This window comes from Mesorhizobium sp. M8A.F.Ca.ET.165.01.1.1 (genome assembly GCF_004792065.1).
Lineage (GTDB): Bacteria > Pseudomonadota > Alphaproteobacteria > Rhizobiales > Rhizobiaceae > Mesorhizobium.
In genome coordinates this window covers 93,334-112,237 of sequence record NZ_SRTH01000017.1, presented here as the reverse complement: position 1 = coordinate 112,237, position 18,904 = coordinate 93,334, and the positions used below count along the sequence as shown (strand labels likewise).

Below are 18,904 nucleotides of genomic sequence, written 5' to 3'. Positions count from 1 at the left end.
AAATTTACTCAACGTCAGCTCCTCGCGGAGGCCGGCATTCCAATACCTGCTTATCGCTTAGCAGCGAATGCAGCGGAGGTTGAAATCTCTGCCGCCGAGATCGGCCTGCCGGTGATTCTGAAGCCAGCCATAGGCAGCGGCAGCATCGGTGTGCGATTATGCAGCACCGTCGATGAGTTAGCCGAACATACCACCTACCTATTGGGTGGGAAGCACATTTGGCGATCTTCGCCGAGGATACTTGTTGAAGAATACGCGAATGGTCCGCATTATATCGCTCAGATAATGGGAAATGAGGTCGTTGCGATTGCCGCCGCTGACTACGGCCCCCCACCGCATTTCGTCTTTCATAGCGGCACCCAGCCAGCCTCGCTGACAGATGACGAGCACGAGCGAATCGCCGACGTTTCGCTGAGCTGCTTGCGAATTCTCGGCCTTGGCTGGGGTCCCACGAATGTTGAACTCCGGTGGACGAAGCTTGGCCCTGTCGTCATTGAAGTGAATCCGCGACTTTTGGGCGGGACGGGTTCTCAATTGGTTCGGCTGGCTTATGGAGTCGATCTTATCACCGAACACATCAAGCTTGCCGTCGGCCACGAATGGGATTTGCGCAGAAGGCATTCACACATTGTGGCCGTCCGGGTCCTAATTCCTGACCGTGATGGCATCGTCGATTGGATCCATGGCGGCAGTCAGGCTGCTGCTGTACCGGGTGTCGCAGAGGTGCAATTTTGTGTCGAGCCCAATACCCCTATCGTGAGGAAAGGCGACTATCGAGATCGCATGGGACATGTCATAGCCGCTTCACCCGACCGTGTCCGGACCGAGGCGATAATTCAGCGTGCGGTGAACTTAATCAGTTGGTCGATCTCTCCATTTCCGTGAACAAAGACAATCATCAGCCCCTCAAGTCGCCGCACCAGGGGAAGCTATTGAAGAGGAAACTTGTAGTGCAAAATCAAGTGCGGTCGTCGCAAAGTGAATGATACCTAATTTTGTTTCTGGGAACCTCTAGGCAATTGAACTTATCTGCGGTGGACAATTGTCTTCTGATTTTTTGCGGCGGCTATGTCGCGCGAGTAATTCCCAGGCCACAGCAAGAGGATAGCCGCGGTGTTAGAGCAACCAGCCCTGCCCCCCCCTCCGCTCGTCGGACCCCGTTCTGCCGAGACTTTCGGCCGGGCGCGCAGGGTTTTCCCGGACGGCACCACGCGGATCACTATCGAGCGCGATCCCATTCCCCGCTACATGCATCACGGAGAGAGTGCGTTTCTTGTCGACGTTGATGGCCGTCGTCTCCTAGACCTCAACGGCAACTTCACGACCCTCATCCATGGCCACGCCTTCCCGCCCGTGATCGAGGCCGTGACGCAGCAGCTCAGAAGCGGATGCTGCTTCGCCAACCCGACCGAGATTGAAATCGATCTTGCTGAGCTTCTCTGCGCCCGAATTCCGCATCTTGACCGCATCCGCTTCGTCAATACCGGTACCGAGGCGGTCATGTTTGCGATTAAGGCGGCGCGGGCGTTCACGGGACGTCCCGCCATTGCCAAGATCGAGGGAGCCTATCACGGCGCCTACGACTGGGTCGAGGTCAGCCAGGCTGCAACGCCTCAAACGTGGGGCGATCCCGAACATCCCGCGCCCACTCTTTCTTATCGCGGCATGCCGCCAGCTGTGCTCGATGACGTTGTGATTTTGCGCTTCAACAACGCCGAGGGCGCGCGCCGGCTGATCACGGAACATGCAGGGCGTCTCGCAGCCGTCCTCGTTGATCCCATGCCGAGCCGCAGTGGGCTCATTTCGCCCACGCCGGATTTCGTATCCGCCATCCAAGAGACGGCCCGTCGTCACGGTATCCTTGTTATCAGCGACGAGGTTCTCAACCTCCGACAGGGTTACGAAGGCGCCTCTGCGCTCTATGGGCTCGCCCCCGATCTCTTCGCGCTCGGCAAGATCATTGGCGGCGGGCTCCCCATCGGCGCGATCGGAGGCCGCAGCGAGGTGATGGCAGTCTTCGAGGCCGCATCAGGCGGTCCTGCTCTGCCGCAGGGCGGCACCTTTTCAGCCAATCCGCTCTCGATGGCAGCAGGACTCGCCGCGATGGAAGCCCTCGACCGCGCTGCCTTCGATTACCTCGAGCGGCTGGGGGACAAACTGCGAAACGGGCTCGAACGCATCATCGCGCGGCACGGCGCCCCTTTCAGCGTCACTGGAGCCACTTCCCTCTTTCGCCTTCACCCGCGGCGCAAGCCGCCGCGAGAGTTCCGAGAAAGTTTCCTTACCCTACAGGAGGTGGCCGTGATGACGGAATTAACTCGCTTCTTCGCCACGGAAGGCATCATTCTGCCCAAAGCGGCCGCCGCTTGCCTCTCAACACCGATGGGGGAGGATGAGATCGCCTTCGTCGCAAATGCTTTCGACCGCTTCCTAATTCAGCGCGCGGCGCTCCTCGACACTATCACGGGTTAGATCATGGAAGAAACCGTCGCACAGGCGATCGCGCGTGCGTTGAAGCCCTTGTTTGGCCAGAGCCTGCCGTCTGCCGTCCTCCTCGCCTGCGGTACGATTGGCATCCCGCCAGCTCGCCTACCGGCAGGAGAAGATGGGGGGCGCCATGGCAGACGACTTTGAACGCGTCTTAAGCAGGATTGCAGTGGTTACCACCCAAAACGGGCCGCCCGCGGCCATCCTCGTGCCATCACTTCCGGAGGCTTTCAAGGCGAGCCTGTCGGAACGCGCACCAACCAGAATGGAACAGACAGTTGGCGCCAGATCACGCCTGGCGCGTGCAACATCCATATCGGCGTCGATCCAACCGAGGTCGGTTGCACCTACGAGGCGCTGTGCCTCGTGGTCCATGCTGCGGTCACGATCAACGCTCTTTGTCAAATCCTCCAACACATCGACCTGTGGCGCCGCCGCGCCGATGGTACGCAACTGCGTGTCCGTCGTCGTAATCGTGCTAAAGAATGGCGTGCTCGGCTTCCAAAGGCATGCCGAAGCAATGCCGTTAGGACCCTGTACGAGCGCCTGCCATTTCGCTCCAGTCGACCACGCAGCAATCGCCCGGGCGTGCGGTTGCGGCGCGACCGTCGTCAGGGTACCGGACGACATAGGGCCTGCTCTCGAGGCGCTCGCCTCTGAAAGGCCGTGGCTAGTCAAGGTCGTCGCCGCCCCCAACGCCCATCCTGCTCTTTCCCTTTTCGGCGGCGCGGTTGACCAGAACGTCGTGCGCGACGTGGGTTCCGTTTGATGACGACAGAAAACACCAAATCAATGGGCGTTGCGGTCGTCACCGGCGGGGCAACCGGGATCGGGTTTGCGACCGTCGCGCATCTAATCGACGCTGGCTGGCGCGTCGCTTTCTTCAGCCAGACGAGAGAGCGGGTGGAGGCTGCCGCTGTCGATCTACGCGCCCGTTTTCCAGCTTGGAATATCCACGCCGACACGGTCGACCTCCGTGACGAACGCGGCGTCTGCCGGTTCTTCGCCAATGTCCGCGAGCGGTGGGGAACGGTATCCGCGCTTGTCTGCAATGCTGGCTACTCGCCGAAAGGTCCAAACGATCAGCGTGTCGCTCTCGGCCATATGCCGCTTGCCAAATGGGATGATGTTATCCGGGTGAACCTCACGGGCGCCTTCCTCTGTTGCCGCGAGGTGTTGCCCGGTATGGCGGAAGCCCGGCAAGGCCGTATCGTCCTGATCAGTTCACTCGCGGCGCGTACGCAGCCGAAGATCGCCGGAGCGAGCTACGTTGCCTCGAAGAGCGCGCTTGCAGGGCTCGCCCGGTCGATCATGAGCGAATACGCCGGGCTTGGTATCACGGTGAACACGATCTGCCCTGGCCGTGTCTTAAGCAATATGACGGGACCGCCCGAGAGGCCCGGAAACCGCGCTGCACTCGCGCGGATCCCGATCGGCCGGCTCGGCAGGCCCGAAGACATCAGCCGCGTCATTAAGTTTCTTGTTCGCTCGGATTCCGACTTCATTAACGGCGCCATCATCGATGTCAACGGCGGTGAGTTCGCCCCCTCTTAATCTGTCGGCCGGCGGCACAAACCATTCAGTGACGAAGGACGCGGCGCCGGCCACTCCCGCACATTCTGCGCATGCGCGAACTTACGGACCTGCTGCACTAGGGGCCATGGCGAACGCCTGGAACAGGCTGCCTTCGGACAGGGCCGTGGTCAAGCCAAGCGAGCCCTGGCATCACGCGCACGGCGGCGACTTCTCACATCCGAAGGCCACCATGACAGGATCTCGGCCGCGTCGTTCCAAGGACGCCTCATTGGCGGGAGGTGGTGGCCGATAGCGACAGCGGATGCTCGACAGCAGCGAGGACGTGCTCAGCCGTCAACGCCTCGAGGTTTTGGCTTCAGGCGATGCTTCTGGCCGCGCGTGCGGAGAATGAGAGGCTCCGCCAAATCATCAAGGAGTTGCAGCGCTATCGCTTCGGGCCAAGGGCGGAGGGCCTGCCCGAGGACCAGTTGCTTCTGGGCCTGGATGGCCAGCAGGTAGAGGCGGAGGGCTTCGCCGGCACCGAAGCCGCGGACCCATCAAAGCGGTTTGGCGCATTTGCCGCCGCGTCTTCATGGGATGACCTTCGGCGACAATCGATGCGATCGGCGCAACGACGCCCGTCGACATCCGCGATCGAGCCCTGCTGCTACTCGCCACGACGGGCATTCGCAACGGTGAGCTACGCGCCATTCAGCTGCAGGATATCGACTGGCGTGCTGGCGAGGTATCGGTCCGGCGCACCAAGGGCAAGCGGGATCGGGTGGCGCCGCCGCTCGAGGAGACCGGCGCCGCGCTCGCCGACTACGTCCTGCGCGCTCGACCGAAGGTGGATAGTCCGTATCTGTTCCTGTCCTTCACGCCGCCCGTGGCAGCATTCAAATGCGCGTTTGCGACATGGCGGGGTTGAACTCGGGCGAGTCGCAGGTGCGCATCTCCTGCGCCACAGTCTTGCTACCCAGCTCGTCAAGCAGTGAAGGCCGGTCAACGAGGTCGTCGATCTTCTAGGGCACCGAAGCATCAACACAACGCCATTGTACGTAAAGGTCGCCACCTCGCAGCTTGCCGAGGTCGCACTTGCGAACATTCGACCTGTCATGGCAGCTTACGATGGTGAGTGTGCCCGATCCGATACACGTTTTCCGTGCTCTTTGATTCGCCGAGAGCGATGCGGTCGTGAGCGGCAGCTCTTTTTGCGACAAGATGATCAAAGGCATGACGGCTCCGCAAGCAGCCCAGTCTCACGCCGGGCTTTGCGAAGTCGCAGCCTTCCTTTTTCAGCTCATGTTGACCAGTCCCGAGAGCGGGAAGTGTCGCATCCTTCGCATACTAAATGGTTTGCTACATATGGAGTGGCATGACGATTGTTCTAGAATTCAAATTGAATCGGCCCTTTGTACATAGTCTGCCTTCCTAGAATCAGACAAGTGGGCGGGGCGCTTCATAGACGCTGTAACCGAAACGTGATTCGCTCGGCCGGCGGCGGGCGAATCGAGGGACGGCGAATGTCGGGGCCACGCGAGAAGCGCGAGACGGGAGAGCAGGACCTGTTCCGCTCCAGGCTCGACCAGATCATCAGCATGAAGCACGAGCTGGTGCGGCTGGCGGATGCGATCGACTGCCCGATGCTGGAGGAGCGTTTTGGCGCGGTCTATTCGGACGGCCCCCGCATGCCGCCGCTGCCGACCCGGCTGATGGCGGGGCTGGCGATCCTCAAGCACACCTTCAACCTGTCCGACGAGGTGCTGTGCGAGCGCTGGGTGGAGAACCCCTATTTCCAGTATCTCACCGGGAGACGTTCTTTTGCCATACGCTGCCGTTCGACCGCTCGTTGATGACGCGTTGGCGCAGCCGCATGGGCGAGGAGCGGATCGTGGCGCTGTTGCAGGCGAGACTCAGCCTTGCGGTCAAGACCGGGGCGATGAAGCCGGCCGACACGCGCCAGGTGATCCCCGGATCAGTCCGAGGACCGACACCACCGTGCAGCCGAAGAACGTCATGTTCCCGACCGACGCCAAGCTCATCCACCGGGCGCGCGAGCGGCTGGTGCGGCTGGCCAAGAGGACGGGCCTCCATTTGCGCCAGAGCTATGTGCGGGTCGGCAAGCTGGCGCTGATCAGCCACCAGCGCTATGCCCACGCCAAGCAGTTCAAGCGGGCCAACAAGGCGCTGCGCAGGCTCAAGACTATGTCGGCCGGACCATTCGCGACATTGGTCGCCAGATCGCCGGCAATGCGGGGCTGGACGCGCTCTTCAAATGGCCGCTCTACCAGGCCGCCACCGTTCTCCAGCAACGTCAGCGCCAGCGCGTCCGCAAGATCTACTGCCTGCACGCGCACGAGGTGGAATGCATTGGCAAGGGAAGGCGCATATGCCCTACGAGTTCGGGGGGAAGGTGTCGGTGGCCACCACGCTGAAGCGTCCGGGCGGCCAGTTCGCCCTGCATGCAAAAAGCGCTGCCCGGCAATCCCTATGGCGGCCACACGCTCGCAAGCCCATAGAGCATCGGCCACATCAAGGCTGAGCACCGGATGAGCCGCAACTCCTCGCCGGCCAGCAGGGCGACGCCCTCAACGCCGCCGCCGGCTACAACTTCTCCCTCCTGCTCAACTGGTTCACAGGTTTTGTGGCTTCTCATCGCAGCCCAGTCAGCCGAGAGGACTCGAAGCCTGACTAATCTCGTTGTTCACGGACGACTGACAATTCTTGGTGTTCAGTGAGGCTCCTCTGTTGCGGTAAACACGGATTGTCCGTGGATCTGAATCTTATTACAGAGCCGCGCCAAGTCTGACAGATCGTGACTCGCTGTAAGACAGATGCGTATGCCCGCATGGCCCCGAGCGACCGTCGGAAAGAACGTGACGGAAGTGTAAAAGCCATCATCGAATAGGCGTGCTGCGAAATCAATAGCCGCAAATTCATCGCCCACATTAATCATGCGAATTGGCAGAGGAGCGCCTCGCTGATCTGTGTTGATGAGATCGTCGAACAGGGCGATGCGGTCGATCAATTGATCTCGGCGAACCCTGAGCTCGCTCGTGCGGTGGATTTTCGCCGAGGCCATAGCGGCACCGACAGCTGCAACGTTGGGCGAAGCCGAGAAGGCATGCGGAATGGAGTAGCAACGAAATAGCTCTTCTTGATATGCCGTTCCCAGCATGAGCATGCCGCCCGACGCGCCGAAGCCCTTGGCGAGGGACGCCGCGACGATCGTGCGCTCACCTAGCTCGTTGGGTAATTGCGAGCGCGCAAAACCTTCGCCACTTTCGCCAAATAGTGAAATTCCGTGTGCGTCGTCGATGTAAAGAAAAAGGCCATACTTTTCCTGCAACTCAAGAAGCCCTTCGATCGGCGCGAAGCCGCCCATCGAATAGACGCCATCGCAGACGTAAGCGACGATTGGATGCTTGCGGCAAAGCTGCTCCAAAGCATCGAGGTCATTGTGAGGAATTGTCTCGACTTGGGTCTCCTCGGCCACAACTGGCTTATGAAAGGCAAGCGAGGCATGTGCCAGACGGTCGAACACCATGACAGGTCTTTGACCTCCCGTTAAATGTCCGGAGGCGATGATTGGCAGTGCGCCCATGTTGGCAATCATAACCGTCGAGTAAGTAATAATCCGCGCCCCAAAGAGTTGGGAAAGCAATCCCTCAAGTTCACCAACGAGTCCGAAATTCAGGCGCGTGCGTGCACAAGACCAGTGGAGTGATCCGTATTCCTTTATCGCGGCAACCGCGCCTGCAACGATAGCTGGATGATTGTCCAAGCCGAGGTAGCAACAACGTACGTAGTCGGCCATGGTATCGCCTCGACGCTCGCCCTCCGTGATCATGACCGCCCTCCCCTCTAAAGACCGCCCGTAAACACCCATGAGACCACGTTGGTGAGCCCGTTCGAAATGCATTCGCGTCCGATCAATGACCGAAGCGGTGTTGCGGAAATGACTGGCGTTTGCAGCGCCCGCTGTGAATTCCACCGGAGACATTTGGACGTCCTTTCAAAAGTGCATATTTGCGGTAAATTGGCTCCCCAGTCTCACGTGATCCAAATTGCGAACCGCCGAATTCCGATGCGGCTGATGGCCGTCTGATATGATCCCGAAGACACCTTCAGTCTGTCGGATGAGGAGCTGGCGCGCCCTGGGTGGAGAGACCCGAATACCCAGTTCTGGGGTGAAGAGTTCTTCTGCCCTGAGTAGCCGGCGCATCCTGGCACAACGTGCCGCAAAGCCCAGGTTGGAGTTTTCAGCACTAGGTGGAACATGACACCGGAAATGAATCGCGAGACAAGGGAACCGCCACGCGGTCGAGCCCGTCATCGGCACAATCAAAGCTGAACACCGGAGGGGCGGCACCTGTATCGCCCACAATCAGGACGACGTCGGCGGCGCCTCCCTGGCCACCGCCGACTACTTCCCGCTCCTGCTAGACGGTTCAGGAGCTTTTGTGGCTTCTGTTCGCCGCGGCGCTCCCACTCAGGCCGATATGACCCGCGGTCGGGGACATCCACTCAGGTCCACCAGAGAACAAGATCTGGCCGCGCAAATCCGAAAAAGCAATTCAGCAGCACGCGACGCTTTCCGTTGCCTGATTGACCGGTAACCCCGTGAACGAAGCCGCCATCGATTAGGGCGATATCCCCAGTTTTGAGCTCGAACTCGCGGCAAGGGACGGCCTCCAGATAGGCTGCCGAATAGGGGTATCCAGTGGTCTCCACACCTTGCGATATCCGGTCCGCAACCGTCGGCTTGTGGCTCCAGAGCTTCAGATTGCCGCCTTCCTCAGGCATGCTGGGATAGAGGTTGAGCGCTGCGACCGTATTGTGCGCCACCGCAGAAAGCTCGTAATCATCGCCAGCACGTAAGACTTGAGCGACGTCGTCGTGGGGATCCAAGGAAAACGTGCCTGTGCCCGACCAACTGAGGCCGCGACAAACATTGGCCTGGCCGTGTTCGGAACGCGCTAGCCGCAATTCGATTCCCTGGTTGTGAAGCTCTCGCTTCAACGCCCCGAATACTGCTCGAACCGGGTCAACCAAATTCTTAAAAAGGGCATCGACGTACGGCCGCGCGTTTTCGGCGTCTGCGAAATAGGTGGCTGCATCCTTTCTGTAGTGAGATGCACCGACATATTGTCCGGGCACACCATCTTTACGCTCTCTGAGACCGGAGCTTCCAATAAAGTTCGTAGTGATCTCCTCTGCTACTTCGGTGCTGAAAGCTTGCTTGATGTGCAGAGCGGTGAGCTCACCTTTCAGGACCGAGATGATCTCCGCCGTGTTGATCGACCCGGTCCGTTCTTTGATCGAAACCGGCGAGATGGCTGGCACTTGAGATATCTGACTAGGCATTGTCTTGCTCCTGTAGTGCGTGTTCAAGGATGGTGATGCCACGATCGAGTTCGGCATCGGTGATGGTTATCGGCGGGAGGACTTTGATAACGTCGCGATTTGGCCCCGAGGATTCGATAAGAAGGCCATTTTCGAATGCGACATCGTGCACGCGGCCGACAACTGCCGGTGAACGGCATTTCAGGCCGGCCATCAGACCGCGGCCGCGCTTCTGTTCGATGTATCTTGGAAATTTCGCAACCAGGCGATCGAGGTGCGTTTGCAGCCTGACGGCTGTCCGCTCGACACCTGCAGTAAATTTCCTATCCGACCACATCTTGCACATGGCTCCTGCCGTCACGAAGGCGAAATTGTTTCCTCTGAAGGTCCCGCTATGTTCTCCGGGCTTCCATATATCCAAGTCGGGTCGAATCAGAACGATGGACAACGGACTACCTGAACCGCTAAGGGACTTAGAAAGACAAACAATATCCGGTTCGATTTTTGCAGACTCGAATGAGAAGAAGTCGCCAGTTCGGCCCGCACCTGCCTGGATGTCGTCGACGATAAAAACAATGCCATGCGTGCGGCAAATGCGCTGAATTTCCGTGAGCCACGCTGCGGATGCGGCGTTCATGCCGCCCTCTGCCTGGATGGTCTCCAGAATGATTGCGGCAGGCTTTTCTATGCCGCTCCCCGGGTCGCTCAAAACGCTGTCGATGTAACTGGCGGAATCGAAAGCTTGGCTCGGATAGCCGTCATAGGGAACACGGATCACATCGTGGCGAGCGACGCCTCCCAGTTCCCTGGTTGAGGCCGAGCCCGACACCGCTAGAGAGCCGAGCGACATGCCGTGGAACGCATTCGTAAAGGCCATGACGCTCGAGCGGCCGGTGTATTTTCGCGCCAGCGCCAGAGCCGCTTCGTTGGCGTTCGTGCCGGTCGGCCCAGGAAACTGAATCTTGTATGAAAGGCCTCTGGGTTTCAGGATCCAATCGACGAACCCTTCAATGAAGTCACGCTTTGCCGCCGTATGCATATCAAGCGACAGAAGAATGTTCTCACCGACGAGATATTCAATCGCCGGCGCCATAATATCCGGATTGTTGTGCCCGTAGTTGAGTGCGCCGGAACCCACCAGGAAATCGATAAAGGGCTTACCCGTCTCGTCCCAGATCGTCGCCCCAAGGGCCTTCGTAAAGACGGTGGGGAACGCCCGGCAATAACGACGAACGCTAGATTCATGAGCCGTGAAAGCGTCGGTGTCCATATTAAGTCCTCTGCACATAGTCGTCAAAGAAGAGAGCTGTTTAATGGCTAGTGGTTTGCGGCATATGTTCGTCGTTTAACATTGAAGCAGAATGCCGGAGGCAGCTTTGTTTGGTCTGGGTTTGGTCTGGTGGTGCCGGGATCCTCATTGAATATTGTTGGTTGCGTTGCCCTCCATTCGGATGTCTTCGGGGAATGTGCTGCAACAAGATGGCTTCTAAACCTTCCGCGAAAGCACCGATACTAGGGCATCAGGTAGTTGACGTACCCACCCATCGCTGCCCATAGCGCCTCCGCACAAATGAATGGGTCCAAGGAGATCAGCAGGGTCGCGTCGCCAGAGGTTGTGTCGCTCGGCGGTAGCGAAGCCGCTCGCGAGCGCGCTCCTCGATGGCGCCGTAGCGAGCGAGCGGCTTCGCGGCGGTCATCAATATTCGCCGTTCAACCTCGGGCTGCGGACACCAACCTGATTCAAGAAACTATTTGATGACCGATGACACAGCGAAAGCCACGCTCTCTTTGAGAAGAATGCGGATTCCGATCTCTTGCGCGATAACTGGCCCGAGCCGCCGGATCAAAAGGGCGGGGCCGCCGTGGACCCCCTTGACGGAAAGCCCGTTCGTAGGCCAGGCGGAAGCAACCGGGAGACGCGCTGGCGAAGGGCCGCATCGGTTTCGAGAGCGTCAACTACCGCGACGGCAACCATCCCCGGCCGCAGCTGGGGCTGCTGCCTTCAGGCGAGTCGAACAGGAGATCGTCTGGGAGGCTGAAGGCGTTGACGAGGTGGGCCGTGAGTAAGTAATCAAGCGCTGATCGGGATCGACGAACGCTGTTTCCGTCCGACCGAGGTTGACCTGTGATCGGCGTTACCTCAAGGCAGGCAGGCCGACAAGCTCGGTTGGAAGCCGAAGACCCCTTTCGATGTGGTCGAGGCCCACTGCCGCGCCTCACGCGAAAACACGATGGCGTCGCGAGCAGGTGCATTTGTCGTGGGGCCATCCGCATTGCCAGGCACGCCCTCTCGGCCGGCATCCGCCCAGGTCCGGTCGTTTGGATCGGCGAATTCACACATTCTGCAAAGCAGAAAACCATCCGCTCCATTCATGCGGTCGACGATTTCGCGAAAAACTGGCTTTTCAAACAGATCGGAGTAACCCTCATATAGAAGGTTGCCCAATACGTGACTCCGTTCAAAATCCATGGAGCACAGGGTGACGTCGCCGTTTGGAAGAAGAACATTCCGATACTGTCGTTCGTCCACGCAGGTTAGGGCTCCGAGCACTGGCTGACGTGGTGCAACGATCTTAGGGTCGACGCTTCCACCCCTACTGCTCACCGGCCGCGCTTTTATCAGTGCTTCGGTAGGAATAATGTCGGCTATATCTGGGTGGGGCTCGCCCAAGGCCACGAATCGGATCAAGGGGATGTCCGCGTCGACGAGTTGACGAACCAGATCGCGATACTTGTCTCCGACCAGGCGGCTGTTCATGTAGGTGCCGTCATCGAAAACATGGACCACGAATACGCCCAAGCGCAAGGCTTGCAATCGCTGCAGGTCCTGCCCGTTCATTCCCACCAGCGTCGTAAAAATCCTGATGCCATGGCCTTTGGCGAAGGCGTGCTCCACCATTTCGGTGCAGTCCGGATTGAGCCAAGGTTCGGAGTATCCCGCAAAACCAATGTCGACGGAAGTCGGTACGCGGGCCAGACACCGCTTGAAATCTTCAAGACCCAGATGACTCGCATGAGACACTTTTCTTTGCCGGACCGCGAACTTGTCCTGGGGACAATATGAACATCCTACGACACATCCCGTGGTCGTCGTTATCTCCAAAACCCTGCCGGCTGTGTTTGCTGAGCGAAGTTCCGGTAAAATCACTGGTGATTACTCCCATCTACCTCCTGCGAAGCGCCACGATAGTGTACGTGTGCCTTTGGCTTTCTGACACCGCCTGTTGATCCACCGCGGCAACGCGGCCATCTACCCTTTTTCGCAGCCTAAGCCGACCGGTTCGCCGATTTGCCGGGCCGACTCTTCACAAACTTCCAGCGCGTCGGACCAGAGACAGCATTGCAATTTTCGAGGCATCACTCGCTCCGGAGATGTAGCCTCAATCGTCGATCGCTGGCCCGTCGCCGAGATGCGCGCGCAGCACCCTCGAACCCGCCGGAGAGAAGCTTTCTGGATGAGGTCGATCATCCCTTACGTCGAGCGAGTTCCGTGTTCTCATGCGGCTTAACCCTCACACTATATTGCCGCACCTCGACCAGCAAAGGCCGTGCCAGTGCCCTTGGCGCGCAGTTACTGCGTGATAGGCTTCGAAAAGCCCGACAGGCCCAAGACGCTCCGCTGTTTTGAACCCGACATGTTTTCTGACGGCTGTCAGATTTTGGACACACATCACTCATGCGTCAGTCGCTTAAGACAGAATGGCGTGCTGAGTTCTGCAAATTCGCTGAGAGCGGGCGGTCATGACAGGGTGGTGCTCAACGTCACCGATTCCCTGGAAGGAACGCCGCCATGATCAAGACGGAAAGTAAGACCGCCAGCGCTGCCGTCAAAGACATTCTGCTTTGAAACCCGGATAGATCGAACGAGGTGGGTGATGCAGGAGGTGCTCGAGGCCGAGATGGACGAGGCGCTGGGGCTTCGAAGAGCGAGCGCACGCCGGAGCTCTCGGCTATCACGCGCGCTACTACGGGCGGAGAACTAGCTGCGCACCTACGGCGGTTCGATAATCCCAAGTTTCAAAGCTTTTACAACAGCTACCGTTCTGCTGGTCGCATCCAACTTCCGCATTACATTTTTTAAATGGAAATCTATCGTATTTCGTGATCTGCCTAAAATAGTTCCTATTTCCCATGACGATTTTCCTTTCGACACCCAATCAATGCAATGTATTTCTCTCGGAGACAGGTTATGTACTCGTTCCGACGCAGTCGTAGTGTCGAACTTCGTAACCATCCGATGAAACCGCAGCGCGGCCATTTGCAGGTAGGTGATCGTTCTATTCTGCAATTCGCAGTCCGAGGATTGAGCAAAACTCACAAACCTAAAGCTGTCACCAGGGCCATGTAATGGGACGGTAACGCCTGACCTCAAGCCGAATGTTGCTGCTTCGTCCAAGACGCGGCGTCCATCTTCAGTTATGCTTTCATCGGTATACACCTCGCTCCATCGAAAGGGCCCCGCCTCCTTTCGACCTTTCTTGATGAGTGGGTCTATTTTGGCATAGCCCATTCTCGAGTAGCGCTCCTGCCATTCAGCAGGATAATTCCACATCACCACAGAACCCTCTCGGTTCGGCTTGAAAACCCCCTGTTTTGATGCGAGCGGGCCATAGGCAATCCACGGGCAATCGAACTTCAGCGCAAACGCAGACATCCGTTCGAACAACTGTTCGGATTGAGCGATATCATCAGTCATCTCGAGGAATAGGTCTAACTCCACCTGCGGGAGTTCCATGATGCCTCCTTCATTGCGTTCTCATCGGTGCAAAGTTTGCTCCAGCCCAGCCTCGCAACATCCGAAGTCAACGGGACTCGAGCCGGAGTTCCTTTCGCCACCTGGAGTACCCTCAAGAGTCGTGCCAGCTTGCGAGCGAAGCTTCTTCTTCAGGTCGTCAATCGACTGGGGGAGGTACCCAGGAGGCGAACCGAACAGCACTGTGTCGGGGAGCGCACAATCCGACAGTCGAGCATTCGATTGACGGAATATGGGCAGGAACGTATTCGCGGCGCGCTTTTGAAATCAGCACCTAAGTCCCGGGCCTGAGAAAGCTGCATGGCAACTGTACTTATTTGATCGAGGCAACGTGATGCACTCACTCCGCTTATCGGATGGAGAAAGAACAAGTTCACAATTCAATCGATACGTCGACCTTCTTTTCCAATCTCCCGAGCTGGGCAGCCGTAGCAAAAGTATTCGACTGGATCGCGGCTGACTTTCTCCAGGCTCGGTAACCTGCTGAATTTGTCCTTCGGATGTTCCCGCTCAGTTGGCACGACTTTTGAACATCACCGTCGTGAGGCGGCAGGAGCTGCCCGCCAAAATTGATGCTGTTATGGGGGAGGTCGAAAATTCTAGTTTTGTCTTTTAACGTCTTTGGGACCGAGCGTGTTGATGCGCCCGCTTGGAAACTATGAAACGTTTCCCCGTCCATGGACGCGGCGCCACTGGTCGCCACGTACTCGCCTTCACTGTCCGCCACTGGAGCCGGCAGCCGGTGCGGCTCGCGATCATCACGGCTGCGATGCTTGCCTCCACGCTGGCTGACGTGCTGATGCCGGTCTATTCAGGTCGTCTCATCGATGCTGTTGCAGGCGGCGCTGCTGTGGCAGCACCAGCCTGGCATTCGGCCCTTGCAGCCTTCTCTGTACCGATTGCGCTTGCGCTCGTTGCCATCGCCATGCGCCACATCGCCGTCATTGGCCTGAACGATCTTTTGCTGAAGATGATGTCCGATGTCGCGAACGAAGCGTTCTATCATGTCCAGCGCTTTTCGACAGACTGGCATGCGAACAGCTTCGCCGGCTCGACAGTGCGCAAGATAACGCGCGGCATGTGGGCGCTCGACCCTCTAAACAGCACAATATTGGTCGCGCTGTTCCCGTCCTTTATCATCTTGGTAGGTTCGACGGCGCTGCTCGGCTGGCACTGGCCGGTCATGGGCGTGATCTTTGCTTGCGGCTCTCTGATCTATCTAGCGTTTTCGATTTCGCTGTCGCTCAGCTATGTCGCGCCGGCGGCGAGCCTTGCCAACCAATGGGACACAAAGCTCGGCGGCGCGCTTGCGGACGCGGTCAGTTGCAACGCTGTGGTCAAAGGCTTCGGCGCCGAGGTTCGCGAAGACCAGCGGCTTGAAAATATCATGACCAAATGGCGGCACCGCGCGCGCCGGAGTTGGGTGCGCGGAACGATCGTCGACTCAACCCAAGGCGTCACTTTGGTTGCGCTCAGGGTGGCGGTGGTCGGATATGCCCTGCTTCTGTGGTCGCATGGACAGGCAACGCCGGGCGAGATAGCCTATGTTCTCACGTCCTTCATCGTCCTGAAGGGCTATCTGCGTGATGCCGGCATGCATGTCCGCACCGTGCAACGCTCGGTTAATGATATGGAAGAACTGGTGGCCATCCACAATCAGCAGCTGGATGTTGCGGATCGTCCAGAGGCCAAGCCGATCCGGATCACGACGGGCCGCATCGATTTCGAGAACGTCCACTTCCGTTACGCCAACCATCCCCTGCCGATCTATAGCCAATGTTCGCTGTCGATTGAGGCTGGCGAAAGGGTTGGGTTGGTTGGACCTTCCGGTTCCGGCAAGTCAACATTCGTGAAGCTCATCCAGAGACTCTACGACCTGAGCGGCGGCCGGATCCTGATAGACGGCCAGGACGTCTCCGAGGTGACCCAAGAGTCGCTCCGTTCGCAGATCGCGATCGTGCAGCAGGAGCCTATCCTGTTTCACAGGTCGCTTGCCGAGAACATCGCCTATGGCCGGCCTGGCGCGAGCCAGGCCGAAATCGAGCAAGCGGCACGGCTGGCCAGTGCGCATGACTTCATCGCGCCCCTGCCGAAGGGCTATGGGACATTGGTCGGCGAAAGAGGTTTGAAGCTCTCCGGCGGCGAGCGCCAGCGCGTGGCGATCGCGCGCGCCTTCCTGGCGAACGCGCCGATCCTTATTCTTGACGAGGCCACATCGAGCCTCGATTCGGAATCCGAGGTGCTCATTCAACAAGCGGTGGATCGGTTGATGGTGGGTCGAACCACACTCGTCATCGCACACCGGCTGTCGACGGTCCGCTCGCTCGATCGGCTGCTCGTCTTCGACCGTGGCCGCATCATGGAGGACGGCGATCATGCCGCGCTGATCGATCTCGATGGTGGCATTTACCGCCGCCTCTTCGAACGGCAGGCGTTGGAACTAGCGATGGGCCTGGCCTGAGCGCCAAGTATCAGGATCGAGTGCCCGACCGCGAGAGCGCCCATTCCCGGTACAAAATGTATCGCCGTCTCACGACATCCCAAATCTAGCCCGGTCGACGTATATTGGGAAGCACATGGAGGTGTCCGCTGAAACCGACTCCCATCCAAAAAAACATAAGGTACCGTCCATCATACTCCTGTTTCGCTTGCATTGCGCAGAACTTAAGCTCGTTAATTTTCGCTTAGAAAATTCTAGAACTATACTGCAAGAGATCCTCCGAAATCCTAGACCTCTTTCATACCGGGCACAACGCAAACGTTTCGCTCAGGTTGCAACCTAAGCTGTCAAACACCTTTTAAGAGAGCGGTGTCCAATGAAGTCCGGCTTGGCAAACCTGCGCAGGTTCTACTGTGGCAGACTGAGCTTCGCCATTCGGCCTCCATCGATCGTCCACACCTGACCGGTGATAAACGAGGATTCTGGCGAAGCCAGCCAGACTACGAGGTTCGCGACCTCCTCCGGCTTCCCCGTTCGCCCAATTGGATGGATATTACCGATCTGCTGGCGAAAGCGCTTGGGGTCCGGCATGCTCTCGATGAAATCCAAGTTCAGGTCGGTGTCGATCCAGCCAGGCGCGACAGCGTTGCAGCGCACACCTTCGGCGCCGTGGTCGATCGCAACCGCGCGGGTGAGACCGTGGAGACCAGCCTTGGAGGCGCAATAGGCCGCGTGTTTCGGGTTGGATCCCAGCCCCTCGATCGATCCGACATTCACGATCGCGCCGCCAGTGGACCGCAGGTGAGGCATCGCCGCCTTTATCAGCACGAATGGGGTGGTCAGATTTATGGCGATCGTCCTCTCCCAATCTGCTAGGCTCATATCTTCGACGAGCGCCTCCTGCATGACCCCGGCGTTGTTTACCAGGACATCGAGCCGTCCCGCCCGTTCGACAACCGCTTTGATAGCATGAGCCGCCTTGGTCGGAGCTGTGAAGTCGACCGAAATGGCCTCGAATTCCCGGTCCTCACCACGTTGAGCGGTGAACACGCGAGCGCCCTCGTCCCTTAGACGTCGCGCAGTCGCAAGACCGATGCCGCTACGCCCGCCCGTCACGAGAGCCACCTTACCTGCAAACCTTTTATCCAACTGCCTTTCCACCCTTCACTTCGACGAGCGACATGCATAGGCAGCGGGACATCGCGTGAGGCACGATGGTCTGGGCGATGCCACCGCCTCTGCGATCTGCCGAGCGGACTAGCTTGCCAAGCTCTGCCCCTATCCGCAGGATCGACGGGGAAGCGGTGAAGACGCTTCCCCGGTTCTGCTACCTCAAACCCAGATGCCATCCCGCTGATCGAGACCCGCGGCTTCCTTCCCCCCGCCGAAGTTCCCCCCGACGACTGGCTTCTGCAGCGGCGGAAGCGGAGTATTACATACTCAGGATCCGGCAAGCCGAGCCTTGCTTGTGTCATTCTAATCGTAAGCACCAGCAACTGCCCTGAGAATGCACAAAAGGTTTCGCTAGGGTTAAAACCAGTTTATGCCTCGCGCAGTCGTGCGCAAGCTGTTCGGACCTGCGACATCGCCTTATTTCGGAACCAGCTGGCGGTTTGGTGAGTACCGGCACACGGGCTCCTTGTCCGGGTGCAGCAGAACTCGTAGGCCTCCGTTGCCTTGCGCCAAGCTCCTGGAGTAATGCGGGCATGGCTGTTCTAAAACATCCCAGGACGTACCCCCGGGCCTCGTAGGCGTATGCGCGGTCTGCAATCAGGTCGATCGTTCGACGACCTTCGAACGATCGCAGCCCGTACGTCTCTATTTCGCGATAAGCCTCTGCTTGACAGCGCCTTGGCGGCAACCTCAGCTTTGAACGCGCTCTGTTGGGGTATGAATGCGGCCCACCGAGAGCGCTGGCTGGCGCTTGCCGAGTAAACTCTGCCATGCAGAATCTCAGTCTCCTGCGACTGGCAGCCAACCAGCTGGGCCGGTATTGATTCGGGCCTGGCCGAGCTCGACGCGGGTGAGATCGTTGAGCGGGCGATCTTGGCCGTGGAGCTGACGCTCGAGGAATTGCCGAACCCGCGCAAGACGACCTGGAGAGCGAGTATGCCAGGCTGGAAGTTAACAGGCTGCCCAGCAATTGAGGGGGACCCGACGGGTGCAACACCTGTTTTTTCTTCCAGGGGGAACTCGGCCCTGCTATGGCCGATCCTACCGCACGTCGCTGATCAGCGACCGGACTTTCGAGAAGCGGCAGTGCGCCTTTCGTCCGGTCAGCCTTTCTCCTGACGCAAACACATGCGGATCGCCGCGGACGGGGAAAGTCGTCCCGCGTCCCGTCCTGCGGCCTGCGCTTTGCT

Annotated in this window: 13 protein-coding genes and 2 pseudogenes; 8 read left to right on the top strand and 7 right to left on the bottom strand. The window is 58.8% G+C overall.

Features of this window, described 5'->3' with window-relative positions; translation table 11 throughout:
- Together EN808_RS30465 and EN808_RS30460 are read left to right on the top strand one after the other, a co-directional pair.
- On the top strand, nt 1-885 hold an 885-nt coding region (locus EN808_RS30465; protein WP_127302631.1), incomplete at its 5' end, for an ATP-grasp domain-containing protein.
- Nucleotides 886-1,113: 228 nt separating this feature from the next.
- Nucleotides 1,114-2,472, top strand: coding sequence for an aspartate aminotransferase family protein (locus EN808_RS30460; protein ID WP_245466456.1), 1,359 nt, complete (start codon nt 1,114-1,116; stop codon nt 2,470-2,472).
- 117 nt (nt 2,473-2,589) lie between these two features.
- Here the strand turns inward: EN808_RS30460 and EN808_RS37835 are convergent, their stop codons facing one another.
- A complete protein-coding gene (locus EN808_RS37835; protein ID WP_348526696.1) occupies nt 2,590-2,940 on the bottom strand; it encodes a hypothetical protein in 351 nt (116 codons plus the stop codon).
- Here EN808_RS37835 and EN808_RS37830 point away from each other — a divergent pair.
- From EN808_RS37830 to EN808_RS30435, 5 genes and pseudogenes are all read left to right on the top strand, one after another.
- Entirely contained in the window at nt 2,861-3,256 is a 396-nt protein-coding gene (locus tag EN808_RS37830; protein ID WP_348627502.1) for a thiamine pyrophosphate-dependent enzyme, read from the top strand. The two genes, EN808_RS37835 and EN808_RS37830, sit on opposite strands and share 80 nt — an antisense overlap.
- Entirely contained in the window at nt 3,256-4,041 is a 786-nt protein-coding gene (fabG, locus tag EN808_RS30450) for a 3-oxoacyl-ACP reductase FabG (protein ID WP_126080649.1), read from the top strand. Before EN808_RS37830 ends, fabG begins: the two co-directional genes overlap by 1 nt.
- A gap of 344 nt (nt 4,042-4,385) precedes the next feature.
- A pseudogene (locus EN808_RS37825) lies at nt 4,386-4,568 on the top strand (transposase); the annotation flags it as partial.
- Between the two features lie 47 nt (nt 4,569-4,615).
- Nucleotides 4,616-4,930, top strand: coding sequence for a tyrosine-type recombinase/integrase (locus EN808_RS37285; protein ID WP_348627501.1), 315 nt, complete (start codon nt 4,616-4,618; stop codon nt 4,928-4,930).
- Nucleotides 4,931-5,525: 595 nt separating this feature from the next.
- Nucleotides 5,526-6,697: pseudogene (locus EN808_RS30435) on the top strand (IS5 family transposase).
- Nucleotides 6,698-6,733: 36 nt separating this feature from the next.
- Here EN808_RS30435 and EN808_RS30430 read toward each other — a convergent pair.
- The 5 genes from EN808_RS30430 to EN808_RS30410 form a co-directional block, all read right to left on the bottom strand.
- Nucleotides 6,734-8,005: an aminotransferase class I/II-fold pyridoxal phosphate-dependent enzyme gene (locus EN808_RS30430; protein WP_126080648.1), complete on the bottom strand. Its 1,272-nt coding sequence runs from the start codon at nt 8,003-8,005 to the stop codon at nt 6,734-6,736.
- A 524-nt stretch (nt 8,006-8,529) separates the two neighbouring features.
- Nucleotides 8,530-9,369: a hypothetical protein gene (locus tag EN808_RS30425; RefSeq protein WP_126080647.1), complete on the bottom strand. Its 840-nt coding sequence runs from the start codon at nt 9,367-9,369 to the stop codon at nt 8,530-8,532.
- Nucleotides 9,362-10,618, bottom strand: coding sequence for a diaminobutyrate--2-oxoglutarate transaminase (gene ectB / locus EN808_RS30420; RefSeq protein WP_126080646.1), 1,257 nt, complete (start codon nt 10,616-10,618; stop codon nt 9,362-9,364). Before ectB ends, EN808_RS30425 begins: the two co-directional genes overlap by 8 nt.
- An 870-nt stretch (nt 10,619-11,488) precedes the next feature.
- Nucleotides 11,489-12,370 (bottom strand): SPASM domain-containing protein, encoded by an 882-nt coding sequence (locus EN808_RS30415; protein WP_245466457.1) that lies wholly within the window; start codon nt 12,368-12,370, stop codon nt 11,489-11,491.
- Between the two features lie 969 nt (nt 12,371-13,339).
- Nucleotides 13,340-14,083 (bottom strand): LuxR family transcriptional regulator, encoded by a 744-nt coding sequence (locus EN808_RS30410; protein ID WP_126080645.1) that lies wholly within the window; start codon nt 14,081-14,083, stop codon nt 13,340-13,342.
- A 676-nt stretch (nt 14,084-14,759) separates the two neighbouring features.
- Between EN808_RS30410 and EN808_RS30405 the strand changes: the two genes are divergently transcribed.
- Nucleotides 14,760-16,562, top strand: coding sequence for an ABC transporter ATP-binding protein (locus EN808_RS30405; RefSeq protein WP_126080644.1), 1,803 nt, complete (start codon nt 14,760-14,762; stop codon nt 16,560-16,562).
- Nucleotides 16,563-16,949: 387 nt separating this feature from the next.
- Here EN808_RS30405 and EN808_RS30400 read toward each other — a convergent pair whose 3' ends face one another.
- Complete coding sequence (locus EN808_RS30400) at nt 16,950-17,657, bottom strand: SDR family oxidoreductase (protein ID WP_245468328.1); 708 nt, start codon at nt 17,655-17,657, stop codon at nt 16,950-16,952.
- Nucleotides 17,658-18,904: the final 1,247 nt, after the last annotated feature.